Source organism: Paenibacillus sp. FSL K6-1566 (assembly GCF_038050475.1).
Taxonomy (GTDB): domain Bacteria; phylum Bacillota; class Bacilli; order Paenibacillales; family Paenibacillaceae; genus Paenibacillus_AQ; species Paenibacillus_AQ lactis.
In genome coordinates this window covers 570,028-588,903 of sequence record NZ_JBBOSR010000001.1, presented here as the reverse complement: position 1 = coordinate 588,903, position 18,876 = coordinate 570,028, and the positions used below count along the sequence as shown (strand labels likewise).

The 18,876-nt window shown below is 53.6% G+C and carries 18 protein-coding genes; 14 read left to right on the top strand and 4 right to left on the bottom strand.

Features of this window, described 5'->3' with window-relative positions; all coding sequences use genetic code 11:
* Window positions 1-15 precede the first annotated feature (15 nt).
* On the top strand, window positions 16-447 hold the full coding sequence (locus NST08_RS02570) for an HTH domain-containing protein (protein ID WP_007127449.1): 432 nt from the start codon (window positions 16-18) through the stop codon (window positions 445-447).
* Window positions 444-1,349, top strand: coding sequence for an IS3 family transposase (locus tag NST08_RS02565; protein ID WP_341035036.1), 906 nt, complete (start codon window positions 444-446; stop codon window positions 1,347-1,349). The genes NST08_RS02570 and NST08_RS02565 overlap by 4 nt, the downstream gene beginning before the upstream one ends.
* A gap of 154 nt (window positions 1,350-1,503) precedes the next feature.
* Here NST08_RS02565 and nfsA read toward each other — a convergent pair whose 3' ends face one another.
* Together nfsA and NST08_RS02555 are read right to left on the bottom strand one after the other, a co-directional pair.
* Window positions 1,504-2,244: an oxygen-insensitive NADPH nitroreductase gene (nfsA, locus tag NST08_RS02560; RefSeq protein WP_210094351.1), complete on the bottom strand. Its 741-nt coding sequence runs from the start codon at window positions 2,242-2,244 to the stop codon at window positions 1,504-1,506.
* Between the two features lie 317 nt (window positions 2,245-2,561).
* Window positions 2,562-2,765: a cation transporter gene (locus tag NST08_RS02555; protein WP_007130536.1), complete on the bottom strand. Its 204-nt coding sequence runs from the start codon at window positions 2,763-2,765 to the stop codon at window positions 2,562-2,564.
* 315 nt (window positions 2,766-3,080) lie between these two features.
* Here NST08_RS02555 and NST08_RS02550 point away from each other — a divergent pair, with 315 nt between their 5' ends.
* The 5 genes from NST08_RS02550 (at window position 3,081) to NST08_RS02530 (ending at window position 8,336) form a co-directional block, all read left to right on the top strand.
* On the top strand, window positions 3,081-3,698 hold the full coding sequence (locus tag NST08_RS02550; RefSeq protein WP_210094224.1) for a DUF5317 domain-containing protein: 618 nt from the start codon (window positions 3,081-3,083) through the stop codon (window positions 3,696-3,698).
* A gap of 262 nt (window positions 3,699-3,960) precedes the next feature.
* The gene (locus NST08_RS02545; protein ID WP_144867119.1) at window positions 3,961-5,817 is read left to right on the top strand and encodes a bifunctional diguanylate cyclase/phosphohydrolase; all 1,857 of its coding nucleotides are present in this window, start codon (window positions 3,961-3,963) and stop codon (window positions 5,815-5,817) included.
* A 110-nt stretch (window positions 5,818-5,927) separates the two neighbouring features.
* The gene (locus NST08_RS02540; RefSeq protein ID WP_007130540.1) at window positions 5,928-6,158 is read left to right on the top strand and encodes a hypothetical protein; all 231 of its coding nucleotides are present in this window, start codon (window positions 5,928-5,930) and stop codon (window positions 6,156-6,158) included.
* Window positions 6,159-6,313: 155 nt separating this feature from the next.
* Entirely contained in the window at window positions 6,314-7,441 is a 1,128-nt protein-coding gene (locus NST08_RS02535) for an ArnT family glycosyltransferase (RefSeq protein WP_144867117.1), read from the top strand.
* A gap of 268 nt (window positions 7,442-7,709) precedes the next feature.
* The gene (locus NST08_RS02530) at window positions 7,710-8,336 is read left to right on the top strand and encodes a hypothetical protein (RefSeq protein WP_210094225.1); all 627 of its coding nucleotides are present in this window, start codon (window positions 7,710-7,712) and stop codon (window positions 8,334-8,336) included.
* 31 nt (window positions 8,337-8,367) lie between these two features.
* On the opposite strand, the gene NST08_RS02525 is transcribed toward NST08_RS02530, so the two are convergent.
* Complete coding sequence (locus NST08_RS02525) at window positions 8,368-8,547, bottom strand: hypothetical protein (RefSeq protein WP_210094226.1); 180 nt, start codon at window positions 8,545-8,547, stop codon at window positions 8,368-8,370.
* Between the two features lie 191 nt (window positions 8,548-8,738).
* On the opposite strand from NST08_RS02525, the gene NST08_RS02520 reads away from it, so the two are divergent.
* Window positions 8,739-11,231 (top strand): UvrD-helicase domain-containing protein, encoded by a 2,493-nt coding sequence (locus NST08_RS02520; protein ID WP_210094227.1) that lies wholly within the window; start codon window positions 8,739-8,741, stop codon window positions 11,229-11,231.
* A 281-nt stretch (window positions 11,232-11,512) separates the two neighbouring features.
* Here the strand turns inward: NST08_RS02520 and NST08_RS02515 are convergent, their stop codons facing one another.
* Window positions 11,513-12,544: a LacI family DNA-binding transcriptional regulator gene (locus tag NST08_RS02515; RefSeq protein WP_245255846.1), complete on the bottom strand. Its 1,032-nt coding sequence runs from the start codon at window positions 12,542-12,544 to the stop codon at window positions 11,513-11,515.
* A gap of 358 nt (window positions 12,545-12,902) precedes the next feature.
* Here NST08_RS02515 and NST08_RS02510 point away from each other — a divergent pair, with 358 nt between their 5' ends.
* The 6 genes from NST08_RS02510 to NST08_RS02485 all read left to right on the top strand — a co-directional run bounded on the left by NST08_RS02510 (window position 12,903) and on the right by NST08_RS02485 (window position 18,780).
* Window positions 12,903-14,216 carry an ABC transporter substrate-binding protein gene (locus NST08_RS02510; protein ID WP_210094228.1) on the top strand — a complete coding sequence of 438 codons (1,314 nt, stop codon included), beginning with the start codon at window positions 12,903-12,905 and terminating at the stop codon, window positions 14,214-14,216.
* Entirely contained in the window at window positions 14,216-15,094 is an 879-nt protein-coding gene (locus tag NST08_RS02505) for a carbohydrate ABC transporter permease (RefSeq protein ID WP_028404728.1), read from the top strand. The genes NST08_RS02510 and NST08_RS02505 overlap by 1 nt, the downstream gene beginning before the upstream one ends.
* Window positions 15,081-15,920, top strand: coding sequence for a carbohydrate ABC transporter permease (locus tag NST08_RS02500; RefSeq protein WP_210094230.1), 840 nt, complete (start codon window positions 15,081-15,083; stop codon window positions 15,918-15,920). Before NST08_RS02505 ends, NST08_RS02500 begins: the two co-directional genes overlap by 14 nt.
* A gap of 59 nt (window positions 15,921-15,979) precedes the next feature.
* Window positions 15,980-16,927 (top strand): MTP-1 family protein, encoded by a 948-nt coding sequence (locus NST08_RS02495; RefSeq protein WP_007130549.1) that lies wholly within the window; start codon window positions 15,980-15,982, stop codon window positions 16,925-16,927.
* Window positions 16,928-17,052: 125 nt separating this feature from the next.
* A complete protein-coding gene (locus NST08_RS02490) occupies window positions 17,053-18,114 on the top strand; it encodes a BtaManbiosPhlase (RefSeq protein ID WP_028404726.1) in 1,062 nt (353 codons plus the stop codon).
* Between the two features lie 258 nt (window positions 18,115-18,372).
* On the top strand, window positions 18,373-18,780 hold the full coding sequence (locus NST08_RS02485; RefSeq protein WP_028404725.1) for a VOC family protein: 408 nt from the start codon (window positions 18,373-18,375) through the stop codon (window positions 18,778-18,780).
* The last annotated feature ends 96 nt before the right edge of the window (window positions 18,781-18,876 follow it).

Genomic DNA, 18,876 nt, shown 5'->3' with positions numbered 1-18,876 from the left:
AGGAGTGATACGAGAATGGGGAAGTTGAAACGGGTGCTCTTTACCGAGGAGCAAATGAGGAAGCTGGAGGAGAATCCAAACGTACACCATGTGACCGAGGCGGCCATTACATACACACCTGCATTCAAGCTGGAGGCGCTGAAAGCCTACAAGCAGGGGCAGACACCTTCAGAAATCTTTATTCGTGCCGGCTTCGACCTGGACGTTATTGGTCATAAGAAGCCCAAGGACAGCTTAAAACGGTGGCGTGAAACCTTCGAACTGTACGGTGAGGAAGGTTTGGCTACAGAGCGGCGCGGTAAGGGCAGTACAGGGCGCAAGCCAACTGGTCAGTTGTCAGCCGAAGAAGAATTGAAACGGGCTAAGGCCCAGATCAAACTGCTTGAAGCTCAAGTGGACATGCTAAAAAAGCTCGAAGCGCTCGATCGGCAGAAGAAGAAACGCTGACGCCCTCCGAGCGCTATGAGATCATAAATCGCACCATTCGGGCATATGGCCTGAAACGAATGACACGCTATCTATGCGAGCTCGTGGAAGTAAGTCCAAGCGGCTATTACAGGTGGCTGGGGACGGAAGAAGATCGTCAACTTCGTGCTGCCGCCGACGAGCAGGACATCCTTCTCATCAAGCAGCACTTTGACGCGCTCCGCGGCAAAGCAGGTGCGCTTGTGATTAAGATGCGGCTGGAACAGATAAGCGGCGTTGTCATGAACCACAAGAAGATTCGCCGGCTTATGAAAAAGGCAGGCTTGGTAGCCGTAATCCGTCAGGCGAACCCCTACCGCAAGATGGCTAAGGCAACTCAAGAGCACAAGACGTGTCCGAACCTGCTGGAGCGAAAGTTTGACCAAGGCGAACCTGAGAAAGTGTTTCTCACTGACATCACTTATTTGCGCTATGGAAGCGGACACTGGGCATACCTTTCCTGCGTGAAGGACGGGGCGACCAGGCAGATCCTTGCCGACAGCGTGGCAGCAACACTCGAGCTTCCAATTGTCGAGCGGACGCTACAGCGTCTTTTAGAGCGATTAGATGGAAACATTCATCCAGAAGCGATTCTGCACTCCGACCAAGGGATGCACTACACGCATCCTAAAACCCGTCTTCTCATTGCTAAGGCAGGATTTAAGCAGTCGATGTCGCGCAAAGGCAATTGCTGGGACAACGCCCCGATGGAATCATTCTTCGGTCACTTGAAAGACGACGTTGATTTTAGCGATTGCCAAACTATTGATGAAGTGAGGGTGCGAGTGAAGGAGTACATAAGCTACTACAACTCAGAACGATACCAGTGGACATTAAAAAAGATGACCCCCGATGAATTCAGAGGTCATCTGCTTGCTAGCTAAGCTCTAGGCGGTTTATTTCAAACTGTCCACAAATCGGGTCACAGTTCAATCAGCAATCAACCTGCGGCTTTATTTTGCCTTCGTAAACATGTTGTTTCATATTGGAAGCAACGTGTGCGTTGCCGGGCATGGGCCTTCCCATTCTGCCGCTCGCCTACCGCTTCATGAAGCCCTTCCCCTCCAGGAATTCCTTCATATGCAGTCTCACCGGCTCGGCGAGGCGCTTGCCCATCAGCTCCGACCAAGGCGTGCGATTCTTGCCGTTCGTCCGCTTGGACAGGTATTCGGCGGAGATTTGGTCATATCGCTTCGCTTCTTCAATTGTCGCCCGGTCGTAGCTTTCCCGGTGCAGCACCGCTTCCACGGGGAGACGCGGGCGGAGGCCCGGCTGCTGGTCCGGATGGCCGAGACACATGCCGAATACGGGATAGACCAGCTCCGGCAAATCGAGCGCTTCGGCAAATTCGGCAATCCTGTTGCGGATCCCGCCGATATAAACGATGCCGAGTCCGAGCGATTCCGCGGCGATGGCGGCATTCTGCGCAGAGAGCGCAGCGTCTACCGTCGCAACGATGAAGTTTTCGGTCGAATCCTCATACGTCGGCTGGTCGCCGACATGGGGCTCAGTTATTTTTTTCAGCCGGTACAGATCCGCGCACCATACGAGAAATACGGGACATTCCACAATATACGCCTGATTTCCCGCTAATTCCGCCAATCTTCTCTTCTTCTCCGAATCGGTAATCGCGATAATGCTGTAAGCCTGGACATTGCTGGACGTGGATGCCATCTGCCCGGCCGCCACAATCGTCTTCAGCTGCTCCTCCGTCACAGGCTCGTCCGTGAACTTCCGAATCGATCGATGATTCATTAACAAGGACAACGTATCGTTCATCATCTATTCTCACTCCTAGGTATTTGTAATATGGGTTATACTATCCTCCCGGCAAATGCTCCAACCATGATGGCGCACCCGCACGAAAGCTGATCGCTCGGACCGACTTGCCATGCATAGTTGTACCAAAAGTCATTATCCCCTTGCGTGGTACTTTCAATCTATTATGTAACTTTGGACTTGGAGCCGCAAGCTTCCGCGCCCCGCCAGCATACGAAGGGAAGCACCGCAAAAAAACCGGCGTGCTATGGCGAGATAGCAGCCGGTTTCTATTCAGCCCGAAGCTGACAGCCTACGGATTATTCCATTGCCTTCCCTTAAGAAACGACGTCGTATCCCTGATCTTCGATGGCTTCCTTCAGCGCGTCAAGGCTTACCTTGGAATCATCATATTCAATGCTTACGGTGCCTGATGCAAGATCTACGGTTCCCGAAGCTCCGGCATTCTTCAGCGCGCCTTCAACCGAATTTACGCAATGATTGCAGGACATGCCTTCTACGGTTAATGTCACTTGTTTCATGATGCTCCTCCTCCTATCGATCGTTTCATCTTACACATCTTCACTGTACTATACCCCCGGTAGGTATGTAAAGTCCATGATTACGCATGTTTCTGCAATAAAAACACGAAAAAAGTAGGAAGATTTATCCTTTAATTTTGCTATAATGAAAACAATATCAACGCTTTAATTGCAATTCATACAATTTCGGACAACATCTCCCCAGCATCCTCAAAATTTTTTCCATAAAATTTGAATATTGTTGCAGGAATTACCAATCGAGTGTCGAACTCTCTTATTACGGAAGTAATGAATGATGAAAGTAGGAATTCGATCATGGTATTTGACGGTATTATATTAGGGATACTTGTCGGACTGATTCGGGGCGGTTTCCGTCACGGACTGCAGCAATTCAGCAAGATTCGCCTGAAGGGCGGCCTTATATTCCCGATCCTCCTGATTGTGCAGCTGCTCATATTCCGCTTTCAAGAGAATATCGGTTGGTTGGCAGACGCGAGCGGATATATATTTATGCTCATCTACGTTGCAGGCATGATTTTCCTATGGATGAACCGGGATCAGAAGGGCTTCGGCAGCATACTGGCAGGGGTGTTCCTTAACTTCCTCGTCATGGCCGTCAACGGCGGCAGAATGCCGGTGTCAATGAGCGCCGCATCTGTCCTGGATCCTGTCTATGTGGACATGCTCATGGATGCGACGGCGACAACCAAGCATTACTTGATGGATGCATCAACGCGTCTTGCATTCCTCGGCGACATCATTCCATTATCTCCGCCATATCCGAGAACACAGGTTATCAGCATCGGCGATATTATCATGAATATCGGAATATTCTTCTACATCGTTCATCTCATGACTTCCGGTAAGAATACCGCCGTTAAGAACATCATGCGCAAGCAAGGCAAGCCTGAACATGTGGAACCGCAAAATTAATCATACATCAAACTACCTGGAAAGGAGGGAGAACTATGAAGAAAACTGATAAAATCAAGTATTCCCGCATCGTGCTGAATGCGATCATCGTTGCTTCCGTTGTTGTCGCCCTGACTTCCGGTTACAGATTGGGATAATAAGCATCTCACAAAAAACAGGCTGGAATTTTCAGCCTGTTTTTTTACATCTTTTTCGTTGTTTTGCCCTGCAATATATCTTAAAATGTGTAGAAAACAACATGCTTTATTGAGGAGAAACCATTATGTCCCTATTCAAGCGCGCTCAGATCTCCAGAGAGCTATCAGGACAGCTGTACTTTGTGTTTATTTCACTGATGGGCTGTATAACCTTTATGATCGTACATCAAGGAGAATTTTTAAATTACGCTCCTTCGCAGTGGGTATGGGTTTATGCCATGTTAGGCGCCGCGCTGATATTGAATTATTTCACCTTCCAGCTCCCTCCTGAAGGCAACTTGCAATCAATGGATTCCTCCGTTTATTTGGCGTGCATATTTATTTATGGCGCTCCGTTCGCTCTCTCTGTCATCCTGTTTAATACAATCGCAATCGCTCTCTATGACAGGAAGGTGCCGTTCTGGAAGCATTTTGTTAACTTCTGCATATACACCCTTATGATCGTCGGCTCCTCTTTGGTGTTCAAAGCCGCCGGAGGGCAGACAGGGCCTATTCTCAACAATCATTTCGGCGCTTATCTGGCAGCCCTTCTCATCTATTTCATCATTAATGTGCTTCTGCTCGGATTCTATTATTATTTACTGTACAGAGGCTCTCTATATGATATTCTCAAATCCTTTATCAAGGATACGCTGCTGGTCTACTTGAGCACACTGATCCTTTCCCTGGTTCTATCCGTTCTGATCGTACATAACGGCGTCTTCGGGCTCACGCTGTTCATCGGGCTCAGCGTCATGCTCTCGTATTCCTTCAAGCAGCTGTTCCTGATGTACAACGAGGTTCAGGAGAAGGCCATCAAGGACCAGCGGACAGGATTGTATAACCACAGCTATTTCGAGAGCCTGCTCGAAGACGAGATCAAAAAAGCGAAGGCCAGTCAATCTCCTTTGTCTTTGGCGATGATCGATATTGATGATTTCAAGAAATACAATGATCAGTTCGGACATTTGAAGGGCGACATGCTGCTCGGCTTTCTCGGAAATTATCTGAAGGTTGAGGCCCAGGCGGCCGGAGTTGTGGCGTCCCGGTTCGGCGGCGAGGAGTTTACGCTGCTTATGCCAGGGTATGACGAAAGCAAAGCCGAGGTATTCATCAACAGGCTCCGCAAAAAATTGAATGATTCGTATTTCGACGGCGTGGAAATCTTCCCGTCCGGCTGCCTCTCCTTTTCCTCCGGGATCGCTCCATACCGGATGGATATCCACGATAAATCGCAGCTGGTCGAGCAGGCCGATCAGGCACTGTATTACGCCAAAAAACAGGGCAAGAACAATGTCCATGTGTACGGAAGCGGCGAGAAGAAGGAATTCGAGATCGACTTTGCGGAGGATGCGCGGGATATCGAGCAGCAGTTGAAGCTGTTTCTTTACAAGGATGTGGATACGTTCAAGCACTCGAAACGGGTATTCCGCTACGCGATGGATATGAGCGAGGTGCTTGGCCTCGACAGTGTCGAGCGCCGCAATTTCGTGCTTGGAGCGCTCATCCACGATATCGGTAAGCTCGAAATTCCATGGGGAATCCTCAATAAACGGGACAAGCTTACGGCAAGTGAATGGGAAACCGTGAAAAGGCATGTCAGCTGGGGCAAGCGCATCGCCGAAACGAACGAGAAATTCAAGGAGCTCGTTCCGTATATAGAGCTGCATCACGAACGGTATGACGGCGGCGGTTACCCGCACGGATTCAAGGGAAGCCAAATTCCGAAGCTGTGCCGGATGCTTACCATTATCGATTCCTTCGATGCGATGACAACGGAACGGCCCTATCAAAAAACCAAAACGTTCGAGGAGGGTATTGACGAACTCCGCCGCTGCGCCGGAACGCAATTCGACCCCGATCTTGTTGAAGTTTTCATCCTCTACATTGTGGACAAGATCGCAGGGCAGCAGCAGCCCGCTGCAGGTCTGGAAACCAATTAACATAACGACGGACAAGGCGACTCTTTAGCTTGATTCTCCCTGATTTGATGTTTGATATGCCTTGAAAAATGGTAAAAGGTAGTATCCCAACAAAGAATGAGGTGAGTTTCATGGCTGATCGCAAAAAGGAGCTTCCCCTTGATCACGGTCCGGGCCATATGGACCATCCTGAGCAATATCCGACGGAAGAAGAGAGCTTGTTCGACAAGTTCGAAAGCGAGCGTCATGTCGATCCGATTCCGATGGAGGATGCTGCATTGGAGCGCCGGGAGGAGAAACGGCGGGACGGCACATCCAAGGACCAATCCTCCAGTCCAGGCAAGTATCACAGCGGCTTTTAGGCCGGTAAACGAACCATCGTCTTCCCCCTCTCTCCCTTAACATGCGGGCTCCGTTCTGGCGGAGCCTTTTTATTTCCGTCTTTTTTCTTTAATATAGAGGAGGATAGATTATTGGCAAACGCCCTAGAGATTATAAAAGAGTGGAGTTGGACCTGTTGTTTTCCATCTGGACATTGAACCGCCTGACGCGGAGGATGCTGCTGTCACTGATCGGAGCCGTTCTGGCCCTTTCATGCCTGCTGGTGATAGCCGGCGGCCATGAAGCCTCTCAAGGCATTACCGCCGCCATCGAACAGAAATATATCGACAGTGCGGCCTTGATCAGCGATCCGGGGCCTGCCCCCGAGGAGGCTTCGGGCGTCATGCCCGGCGTACCGCTTATGATGGCCGGACTGATCGGGCTGCTCGGAAGCATGGATGCGGCGCTAATCATTTATCAGCTTCTCCAGTGCATCTTCCATGCGTTCTCTGTCTATCTGGTGTTCGTGCTGTCACGGTATATGTTTAATCCGCGGATCGCTTTTCTGTGCTGCTTCATCTATGCCCTATTCTGGCCGGCTTACGGGGCCGTACGGCTGATCCTGCCGGATACGACGATGCAGATGCTGATGCTGCTTCTCGTCTGTGCCGTCATCGGCGCGCTCGAGCTGAAGCAGGCCGGCTGGTACGCCGCTGCAGGGGCGCTCACAGCGATTATGGCGTGCTACAATCTTCAGGCGCTGCTGTATCCGCTCCTATTCATTCCGTTCTGGATCAAGTACCGCAGCCCGGCAAGCATCATCGCCGGCGGAACCCTGCTCGTTATGGCTGGTTATTTGCTGATCCTCTCGCCGTGGTGGCTTAACATCCCCCTCTTCAACCGGCTGGCGACCTACCTGCCGGGCCCGTGGAATCTAGCATCCTTATGGCTGGACTCCAGATACATCGAGGGCAACCCGCTGGTGCATCTGTACCGGAGCATATTCGAAGGCCGGACCTCCAAATATGCCGCCGCACTCGGCAACGAAGAGGCACGCAGAGTCGTGCAGTCCGCCCTCGACGCCGTCCGGCTGGTGCTTCTCTACGCCGGGGTAAGCGGCGTAATCTGGTCGGTATGGAAATACCGGCTGAAGCGGCAGCTTCCCGTGCTGCTTACGCTCCTGTATTTCATTACGGCGGAATGGCTCGTCCCAAGCCTCGACGGCACCGGCTTCCCATATGCGGTGTTCCTGCTGCTGTATGTCGGGTTTCTGGCGGACAAAGCCATTATATACGCGCATAAGACCCGCCTACTGCGGTCGTAGAACATACGGCCGTAAGACAGATGATCCGCCGGATCGTCCCCGCCCCGCATCCGGCAGGCAAGGACCTATAAATATTTCATACTCAGCCTGAAAGCACGGATGATAATCGACAAGTGCCTTCAGGCTTTTTTATGTGCGGGTACAATTTCCCTTACATTTTCTTCTAAAAGAGTAATTTTCTCGATAACCTTTTGTCGGCTTTAAACGTCTATAAAGGTAAAGACAATCTGACGATCTGACGACTACTTATAAAGGAGGATGGTCTTCTATGAAATTACAACGAAAATCCATGATGCTCCTCGGCATTGCTGCTGCCTGCGTGCTTATCGTCAGCCTGATTCTTTACTTTGGCGATCGCTCGAATCCTGCGGAGCTGCGAGGGCGTGGAGCTGTGGAGAATGCTTCCGGACAACCGCTGGTTCAGATCGGGCCCGTTTTCATTACGGAGGCTGATCTCATCCGATATAAAGAACATATGCAGTTTACTTCGGCTACCCCGGCTGATGACCCCACGCTTGTGAAAGAGCTTGCCATCGACCAGTTGATGCTGTATTTGGCTGATGCACAAGGGCTGACTGCAACCCGTGAGGAAGGGGTTCGGGAGGCTGAGCGGATGCGGAAGACACTACAGGAGCAGCCGTCCGATGTGCAGGAGCAGCATGCTAAGTTTATCGATGAGCTGAAGGTTAACGAGGAAACATACTGGGAGGAATACGCCGCACCGTTTTATCAAGAGCAATTATCCAAAGAGAAATTGGTGAGCGCGCTGGTCGCCAAGCAGAAGGAGGACGGACGGGACGTGATCGCCACCGGCCAGGCGCTTCGAAACGAGCTGCTGGAAGCCGCCTTGAAGGATGGTACGGTGAAAGTGCTGGATCCGGACATGCAGTGGTAACATCTATCATTTGACGGAGAACGCCCTACCCTTACTGCAGCTCGTTTTCCGAAGCCAACTGCTCCATCCGCTGCTTCCTCTCCCGCTCTTCTCTCGCTTTGCGATCCCGCTCCAGTGCTTCCGCGATATAATCGCGAGGCTTAAGCTTGCCATTCATATTCAGTAGTATAGCAATCATGACAAGCTGAAGGATGACGATAATAGCCAGCACAACATCACCCCCTAACGTTAAAGTATGGTTCACCCAAAGCTGCCTTTAATAAATAAAACACCTTGTTCCTACGGTTGGTTTGGAGCTTTGCCAGATTTCCGCGAATCCGGTAAACTGGATAGGCATGTTTTTTAACTCCGATTGCTGAATCGGACCCCAAATATCGGATGACGAAATGATTGGTGAAGCTTATGACAACCTCAACCGTTAGCATACCTTTTTATAAACGCCCGTTCGGCACGAACCGCTTGGATGTTCCCTTGGCAAAGCTGGCCACCTTGGAAAACAGCCGGGATCTGGTGGCCCACGATGCGCCGGACGCGGCTTTTTTTCGCGGATTGGAATCGCAGGGTCTATTCTTGAACCGCGCCCAGATCCAGGCCGTACGGCATACGCAGGGCCCGCTGCTTACCCTTGCCGGAGCAGGCTCCGGCAAGACGTCCGTGCTGGTCAGCCGCACCGGCTACCTGATCGCCTGCCGCAGGGCCGCCCCGGCCTCCATCCTGCTCGTTACGTTCTCATCCAAGGCCGCGGCCGAGATGAAGGAACGCATCATGGCGCTTCCCGGGCTGAGAGCCGGAGAAGCGGCCAAAGTGACGGCAAGAACATTCCACTCCTTCTTCCTGTATCTGCTCCGCACGCGAGGGTATCGCCAGGAAATTCTGGGAAACGCAAGGCATCAGCAATTCATCATCAAGCGCATACTCCGGGAAATGGGACTGCAGGACCGCTATGAGGCTGAAACGCTGCTCTCGCTATGGTCCGCTTACCGGATGAACATGACCGGGATGAATGAGCTGCCCGGCAGCACGCCGGCGGAAGTGGAGCAGCGCGAAATCTTCGCCCGCTACGAGGCGTGGAAGGAAGCGCACGACCAGATGGATTTTGACGATATCCTGGTGCTGTCGCATCGTCTGCTTACAACCGAGCCGGCATTGCTGGCCTCGCTGCAAAGGCGTTACCGGTATGTCATGGTCGATGAATTTCAAGACACCGGGCTGCTGCCGTATGAGCTTCTGAAGCTAATCGTCGCCCCGCACCGCAACCTCATGGTGGTCGGCGATGACGATCAGACGATCTACGGCTTCAATGGCGCCCGAAACGAGTTTATTCTTGAATTCGATCAGACCTACCCCGATGCGAAAATCATCACCCTGGATATCAATTACCGCTCCCTCTCCTCGATCGTCGGGCTCGGCAATGAAATCATCCGGGTCAACCAGCGGCGCCGTCCCAAGCAGCTGCGATCCACCCGCAAGAGCGGCAGCGTGCCGCTGTACTTGCGTCCCGGCGACCCTGACCAAGAAGCCGAGCTGCTGCTGAACCATATTACGGAAGAGATCCGGGAGCGCGGCAGGTCCTATCGGGATTATGCGATTTTATACCGGACCGCCAGCAATAGCAGAGCCATATTTGAACAGCTGGTGATGCGGGAAATTCCGTTCATTCATTATGAAAATGGCGAGCTGTTCTACGAGCAATGGGTCGTCAAGCCGGTGATGGACCATCTGCGCCTGTCGCTGGACCGCCGCAATTTTAACGCTATGGAGGGAATGCTCCATACCTTGTATGTGAACCGGGACAAAGGCATGGCCTTTATCCGGGAGAAGGATGCGCCCCGTCCCAAGAAGGGACCTCTTGCCCATCTGCTGAGCTATCCCGGCCTGAAAGACTTTCAGGTCGAGCAAATCCGGGAACGCTCCAAGCTGATTAAAGGGCTGCAGGCCATGGAGCCGGTATCGGCCATTCAAGAGATCCGGCGGCGCTTCTATGACAAGTTCCTGGAGGCGGATGAGCGGCAGGAGCTGACGCTGCATAAGGAGCTGATTCAGGAAGGGCTTGATGAGCTGGAGGCCTCAGCCAAGCGGTTCAAAGAGGTTGCCGAGTTCGTCGGCTTCGTGGACCGTCTCATTGATATCCATCGGGAGATGGCGGCAATGAAGCGGGACGAGGAAGCGGATGCGATCCGGCTGATGACGATTCATAAATCGAAGGGGCTGGAATTCCCTTCGGTCTGCCTGATCGGGGCAAGCGAGGGCATTTTACCCCATTCCTCTTCGCTCCTCGCCGAGCATTTGGACGATCACCATCCGTTGTCGGACAAGGAAGATAAGGCACTGGATGCGCTGGAGGAGGAGCGCCGGCTGGCTTACGTGGCGATCACCAGAGCCCGGGATGAGCTCATCATAAGCTCACCGGCTTACTATCGCGGGCGTAAAACCGACGTGTCGCGCTTCTTCCGGGACGTCTTCCTTACGGAAGAGCAGCGCGAACAAGCACGCGGGAACGCTTCGGAAGCGGCCGAAGCCCGGAGAACCCGCGGAAATGGCTTTGAGACAGCCCGCAGGCCGGCATCTTCGGGACGGCCCGTGTCAACGCGGACGGCAGGCGGCGGCTCCGACAGAGCATCACGGGAGCATAAGCGGAAGCCGATTCCGGTAACAGTTCCCGGTACGGTTAACCCGGAGCGACGGGAGCCCCAGCCGCCCGTTGAAATGGAAACCGTCAACGTATGGCTGTGCACGGGAGCGGGCTGCAAGGGCTGGCAGCGGATCCAGCCTGCCGGGCAAGCTCCTGTCCGCGGCTCCCGGGGTTCTGAGGGCAAGGCATGCCCGCTATGCCAAGCGCCGATGAAGCAGGGCCGTAAAGAGGTGCCTGTCCCGAAGCGTGTGCGAAGGTCGTAATTGCAAGGCTTCCCGGTGAATCGAACCATGGAGGCCGTAAGGGCCATGCCTACAACATCCGAAAATTTCGACACCATTCGATGTTTCCTTATATAATAACGAAAGATTCAAAAGAGCCTCCTCTCTCGCATGCTGGGATCCGAGAGAGGAGGCTCTTTGGTCTGATTATCCGGCATTTTTCGTCCCGGTGACGCTTTAGGTCGTTCCGTAAGTGTCGTGCATTTCCGCCCCGGTGAGCTTTAGGTCATTCGCAAGCGCCGTACATTATCGCTTGATCCTGCTTACGCACGGGGAGATGACGTGGAATCGCGCTCAATCAGCGTCGTAGGCAGCAGCAGCTCCATATACGGGGCCTCCGGCTGCTCCATCCGCCAGAACAGCTGCCGGATCGCGGTCTGACCGAATAGCGCCAGATCGACGGCCATCGTAGTCGTTTTCGGCGTTGCGAGCCTGGACAGCTGCCCGTTATCGAAGCTGACGATGGATATATCCGTCGGAACCTGATAACCCATATTCTGAACGGTCGAATTCACGATGAAGCCGAGACCGTCATTGACGCAAAACCAAGCGGTCGGCTGTTCCCCCATCGCCCCGATCCGCTTCTCCAAGAACTCCGGGTCCTCCAGCGCGTCCGAAACGATCCACTCCGGATTCACGATCAGCCCAAGCTCATGGTGGGCAAGATGGAAGCCCTCGAGCCGCTCGTAATAACTCGGCGAAAAGGAGGTGTTTCCGATAAAGCCCATTCGGGAATGCCCCAGCTCAGACAGGTACTTCACGGCCCGGTAAGCGCTAAAGCGGTTGTTCGTCAAAATGGCGTCCGCGTGCACGTCGGGATGATGATGATCGATCAGCACCGTAGGAATGCCGGTGTCTACCAGCTTATTCATATAGTCGGTGCTCAAGTGGGAGAGGATGAGAATGCCGTCGACTTCCCGTTGTTCAATGAAGGCCGGCAGCGCCTCTTCGTCCATCATTTGCTTGGATATCGATTGAATCTGCAAGCTTTTGCCCCTCTTCTGCACTTCCTTCTCGATCGTCAAGTAGATTTCCCCGAAGAAACCTCTCATGGAAAAGGCAAAGTCCGTCGCAACAAGCGCAATGCTGCCGGTTCCTCCCGTCTGTTCCGCCTGACCTGCGCTCCGCTTCCGGCTCCCCGTATACACGTAACCCAGTTCATCCGCCGTCCGGAAGATCAGCCTGCGCGTTTCCTCGCTTACCCCCGCCTTGCCGGACAAGGCCTGGGAAACTGAATTTTTCGAGATATTCAACCGGTCTGCGATATCCTGCATCGTAATTTTTGGCTTCGTCAAGGATAACGTTCCTTTCTCTTATATGAAGAATAGTAGCATCGCATCGAAATATTGGATTCTCATCCTACTATACCGAAAACCGATAGAGATTTGAAAGATTCGCCCAATAACATTACAATTAATATTGTAACGTTACAATAAATCATTGTAAAGCAAAACCGTTCTACACCTTCCGTCAATAAACGCACGAAATCTGATAATTTTCACAACTATATCGTTGACAAACCGAGTTTAAATCCATAATAATGTGGATATAGCGCTTTCAGTCATGTTATTAATCGAATTAAGTAACGTTACAAATCAATTTATTGTCATTCTCCCATTGGAAGTCATACGTAAATTAGGAGGACAGGTCAACATGAGGAAAAAGAGAATCGCCATGCTTCTTGCCATGACATTGGTAGGCGGCGCTGTGCTCACCGCTTGCGGAGGCGGCGGGAAAGCCGCTGACGGGACGACCACCGTAGAATTCTGGGCTGCCCCGAACCCGCCGCAGCAGGCCTTCTGGCAGGAGATGGCCAAGGAATACGAGAGCGTTAAGCCGGACGTGAAGATCAACGTCAGCCCGATCAAGGAATCGCCAAGCTCGGAAGCAAGCATCCAGGCAGCCATCGCAGGCGGCAATGCGCCGACGGTAGCCGAAAACATCAACCGCGGCTTCGCGGCCCAGCTGTCGAACAGCAAAGCGCTCATTCCTCTTGACGAGCTGCCCCAATTCCAAGAGATCGTCAGCTCCCGCAACATGAAGGGGACGATCAAGCCCTGGGTATTCGCCGACGGTCATCAGTACGTGCTGCCGATCTATTCCAATCCGATGCTGATCGGATGGCGCACCGACCTGCTCCGCGAAATCGGCTACAACGAGCCTCCCCGTACGTATGGCGAGATTTTGGATGCCACGAGCAAGCTGAAGGAGAAGCATCCGGATAAATTCATGTGGACGAAGGGCGCCGACCTGGCGGATCCGACCGCATGGAAGCGCTGGTTTGACTTCTTCCTGCTGTATAATGCAGCCTCGGACGGCAACAAGTTCGTCGAAGGAACCAGCCTGGTTGCGGATGACAAAGCCGGCGTCGAAGTGCTGAGCTTCGTCGATGAGCTGCGCCAAGCGGGCGGCATTTTGTCCCAGAACGCGACCGACCCGTTCGAGACCGGAGCCGGCGTATTCACCGATATCGGCCCTTGGACCTTCGATATGTGGAAGACGAAGTATCCGGAGCTTAAGTACGGCGAGAATTATGAATTGACGCTGCCTCCTGTTCCGGACGGCATGGACCCTGCGGATGCGAAGACTTATGCGGACGCCAAGGGCCTCGTCATCTTTCGGGGAGCACCGGAAGCATCCCGGCAAGCGGCAGCCGAGTTCCTGAAATGGGTGTATTCCAAGGAAGAGCATGACGTCAAATGGTTCGAGCAGACCAATCTGCCGCCTGCACGCGATGATTTGACGGAGCTGGAAGGCTTCAAGCAGATTCTCGCGGAGAAGCCGGAGCTTGCTCCTTACGCCGAAGCGGTGTCCAAGGGCGTGCCGGCGATGGACAATCCGAAGTTCAACGAGATTCAGACGCTCATCGGTCAAGAGGCGTTCAATAAAATCATCCGGGGTGAAACCGATCCGCAAACCGGCTGGGACAACATGAAGAAAGCGATTGAAGGTGAGCTTCAATCATGATCGATAAGCGAAATGATAAATTGGGCTGGATATTCTCCAGCCCCTACCTTATTTTCGGACTGGTGTTCTTCCTGGGGCCGCTCGTTTGGTCCCTCTATCTGTCCTTCACGGATTGGGATCTCATCGCTCCCGAATACGATTATGTAGGCCTCGACAACTTCCTGAAAGCCATGGCAACGCCGGGGGTTCAGGCTGCCTTCTGGGTCACCTACAAATTCATGATCATCTTCGTTCCTTTGGTCACGGCCATGTCGCTGGCCGTCGCCGTCGTCATCCAAGGCTTGCCCCGGTTCAAAAGCGTATACCTGATCGGGTTCTTCCTGCCGTATCTGTCCTCGGGGGTCGTCGCATCACTGATCGTGCAGGGCTTCCTGTCCTATAACAGTCCGGTCAACGAATTTCTGAGAGGGACGTTCGGCATCCAGATCGACTGGCTCGGCTCTCCTCTCTCGGCGCTGTTTATCGTCGGTTTGATTTTGGCTTGGAAATTTACGGGCTACTATGCGCTGATCCTGACGTCGGGGCTGGAAAGCATCGATCAGGAAATCTATGAAGCTGCGGCGATTGACGGGGTCTCGGACAGACAGCGGTTCTGGAAAATCACGCTGCCGCTCCTGTATCCTGCGCTGTATACGACGCTTATTCTCTCGTTCGGCGTTACCTTCGGCATCTTCACCGAGGTGTACCAGCTAACGGGCGGCGGTCCGAACTTCGCGACGAACACCTGGCAGATGGAAATTTTTAATCAAGCCTTTACGAATCTGCAAGCGGGATATGCTTCGGCGATCGCCATTCTGGCATCCCTGGTAACCTTCATCTCCATCTTCGCAATTCGCAAAGTGCTGGAAATGTGGGGGAAACGCAATGGTTGGGTCTAATAAAAATAACAAGCGGCGTCTTGCGGTCCGTTATGTCTTGGCAACCCTGCTGCTCCTGGTCATGGTCTATCCGTATCTGTACATGGTGCTCAATTCGTTCGCCGATTGGTCACAGGTGGACCGCCAGCTGCTTCCGAGCCAATACTCGCTTCAATCCTATGAATGGCTGCTGACCGGGGGCGAGGTCGGCATTGCCAGACCGTGGACGAACGCATTCCTGAACAGCGTAATCGTATCAGTCGCCTCCACCTTCTTGATGATGCTCTTCGGGATCATGGTGGCTTATGCCCTGTCCAAGATGAAGTTCCGAGGCCGGGACACCGTCAACAACTTCGTGCTCTTTCATATGTTCTTCCCGGCCATCATCCTGCTGATCCCCAACTTCCTGATTATTCAGAAGCTGGGGCTGTACGACACGTATTGGGCGATGATCATACCGAAGGCGGTCAGCCTGTGGGCCATCTTCATGTACACGAATTTCTTCAAGGCGATCCCGGATGCGTTCATCGAGGCGGCCAAGCTGGACGGCGCTTCAGACTTTAAAATTTTGTATAAAATCATGGTACCGATGTCCAAGTCCATTACCGCGGTCATCTTCCTGTTCCTGCTGATGGAACGGTGGACGGAGCTGCTCTGGGATATGATTGTTGCGCGCAGCGACAACATGCTGACGCTGAACGTGCTCCTGTCCCAGATGTTCGGGCCGTACGGCAGCTATCCCGGACCGCTGTATGCGGCATCCGTGCTGCTGACCGCGCCGATCATCATCCTGTTCATCATTTTCGGCAAGAAGTTCAAGGAAGGCATGCAGTTCAGCCTGAAATAAGGCCACTTGCTGCGGCCAAAACCCATCATTACGTTTACTGTCCAAGGAGGCATACTGCATTGACTATGAACCGTTCAACTATAAAAACATGCGAGATCCTGCTGCGCGAATACCAGGATAAGCCGAAAGGCGTCAATAACCCGGTGAAGCTGTCCTTCACCGGCGTTGGCGGCAAGGATGTGTATAACATTACGGCGCCGTTCACGCTGGGCGGGAAGACCATCCTCGCCGGCCGGGTGGAATCCCGGGACAGCGAGCGTTCGGAAATCCGCTTCTTTACCGAGCGCCCGGACAGCAGCTGGGCGCCTCTAAGCGGCGCTCCCGTCTTTATGCTGCAGGATCCGTTCTTCACCTTCATTCAAGGGGAGCTGATCCTCGGCGGTGTCGAAGTCTTCCCGCATCCCCTCAAGGCGGATGCGCCGCTGTGGCGGACGGTATTGTACAAGGGAAAAACGCTCCATGAGCTGACTCCGTTCTTCACCGGCCCCGACGCCATGAAGGATCTGCGCATCGCCGAGCTGCCCGGCGGGGAGATCGCGGTCTTTACCCGGCCGCAAGGAGCGAAAGGCGGCCGGGGCAAAATCGGGTACGCCGTCGCCTCCTCGCTGCGCGACCTGACCGTAGAGCTGGTCAACGAGGCCCCGCTGCTCGCGGACCAGTTCATCGACGCGGAATGGGGCGGTGCCAACGAGTTGCACCTGCTCAAGAACGGGCGGATCGGCGTACTCGGACACGTCGCCTGCTTCGATGACGCCGGAGACCGGCACTACTACCCGATGGTGTTCGCGCTCGACCCGGCTACGGGTGAGCATTCCGACATGGCCCTAATCGCAGTCCGGGCCGATTTCCTGCCGGGCGAAGCCAAACGTCCCGATCTCGCCGATGTCGTGTTTAGCGGCGGGCTCATGCGCAAGCCGGACGGAACGGCGGACCTCTACGCGGGAATCAGCGATGCCGAGGCGCAGCGAATCAGCATGCCCGATCCTTTCCTGCGATTTGAGTCCTGAAGCCGTTGCTTGTTACTTTTGACTGATGCTCGATTCCCGAAACAACTGTTTTCGGATCGCTACCCGAACTTGGACATGATTCATCTTCTTAATTATAAATCTGCTTAATGATTGGGGTTGCAGCTATGAATATATATCGTTATGAGGAGAACCCTCTGATCACGCCGGCCGACGTAAAGCCGTACCACGAGGGCTTCGAGGTGATTGGCGCCTTCAATGCAGGCGTTGCCGAATACAACGGTGAAGTGCTGCTGCTGCTGCGCATTGCGGAGCGTCCGGTGAGCAGCGACCCTCGCATCGTGAAGGCTCCCGTATACAACACCCGAACCCGGGAGCTCGACATTCTGGAATTCCGCACAGACGATGAACGCTATGATTTCTCCGATCCCCGGGTCATCCGCAACGTCCATCAAAGCGCATCGTTCGAGTATTTGACCTCTCTGTCCTATATTCGGCTGGCGCGCAGCAAGGACGGCCACCGCTTTACGATCGAGGATCAGCCGCTCGTGTATCCGGCCCAATGCCTTGAGACGTTCGGCATCGAGGACCCGCGGGTAACCCAGATCGAGGACACTTACTATATCTACTTCTCCGCCGTCTCTCCCGTCGGGATTGGGGAATCGATGGTGTCCACCAAGGACTTTGTCACCTTCACCCATCACGGCATGATTTTCGGACCGGACAACAAGGACGTGCTGATCTTCCCGGAGAAAATCGGCGGCAAATACTATGCGCTTCATCGTCCGACCACCAAAAGCACCGGCAATCCGGAAATGTGGATTGCCGAATCCGACAATCTTGTGTATTGGGGCAACCACAAGCATCTTGCCGGACTCCGCGAAGGCATGTGGGACAGCGGCCGCATCGGCGGCGGGGCCGTTCCCATCCGTACGGAGAAGGGCTGGCTGGAGCTCTACCACGGCGCTACCAAGGAGCACCGCTATTGCATGGGCGCGCTGCTGCTGGATCTGAACGATCCGTCGAAAGTGATTGCCCGCTCGAGCCGCCCGATCATGGAGCCTGAAGCAGACTATGAGAAGAACGGATTTTTCGGCGACGTTGTGTTCTCCTGCGGTGCCCTTGTCGATGGTGACGTTGTAAAGATGTATTACGGCGTCGCCGATACGTCCATGGCTTGCGCCGAGCTGAGCCTTAGCGAGATTTTGGACAGCCTTGCCTATGAGTAATGCGCCGGCTCACCTATGAGTAACGCGCCGGATGACTGATGCGCATGAAGCCGAGACCCACTGAAGCAGGCTCGGCTATTTTTTTACGGGATAAACCCTCTCCATAGAACCGGCAGATTCATCCCAAAAAATAGCTATGGAAGCGCATTCGAATTGCGTTACAATAGAAGGCAAATGAATTCCATTTTGACGCTCCAGGTGCGCATGTGAACCCTTTCCCTGAAATGCTCCCTGGAACCCTAAGGAGGAATCGACGGCATGATTCAAGGCATTGCCCATATGGCTTTCGATGTGGCCGACATGGAGAAATCCCTGCACTTCTACTGCGGCATTCTCGGATTCACCCGCGCGTTCGATATTCCGGACGATCAGGGCCGGCCATGGATTGAGTACATTAAGGTCAGGGACGGACAATTCATCGAATTGTTCTACGGCGGCCGGAACAAGCCGGAGCGCGTGCAGCAGCCGATCGGCTTCTCGCATCTCTGCCTGGAGGTGCGGGATATCCATGAAATCGCCGAGCATCTCCGCAAGCATGGCGTCCCTCTCGACGTGGAGCCTGTGCAGGGCAAGGATCACAACTGGCAGTGCTGGGCCAAGGATCCTGACGGGAACCGGATCGAATTCATGCAGCTGGATCCGAAATCGCCTCAGATGAACTGCTAATGAATTTTTTTACAAAAGAGAACTCATTCCATGAGCCGGCATAGTGACGTACCGTCCTAGCGGTTGGCATAAACATCCGGAATCATCGACTCAATT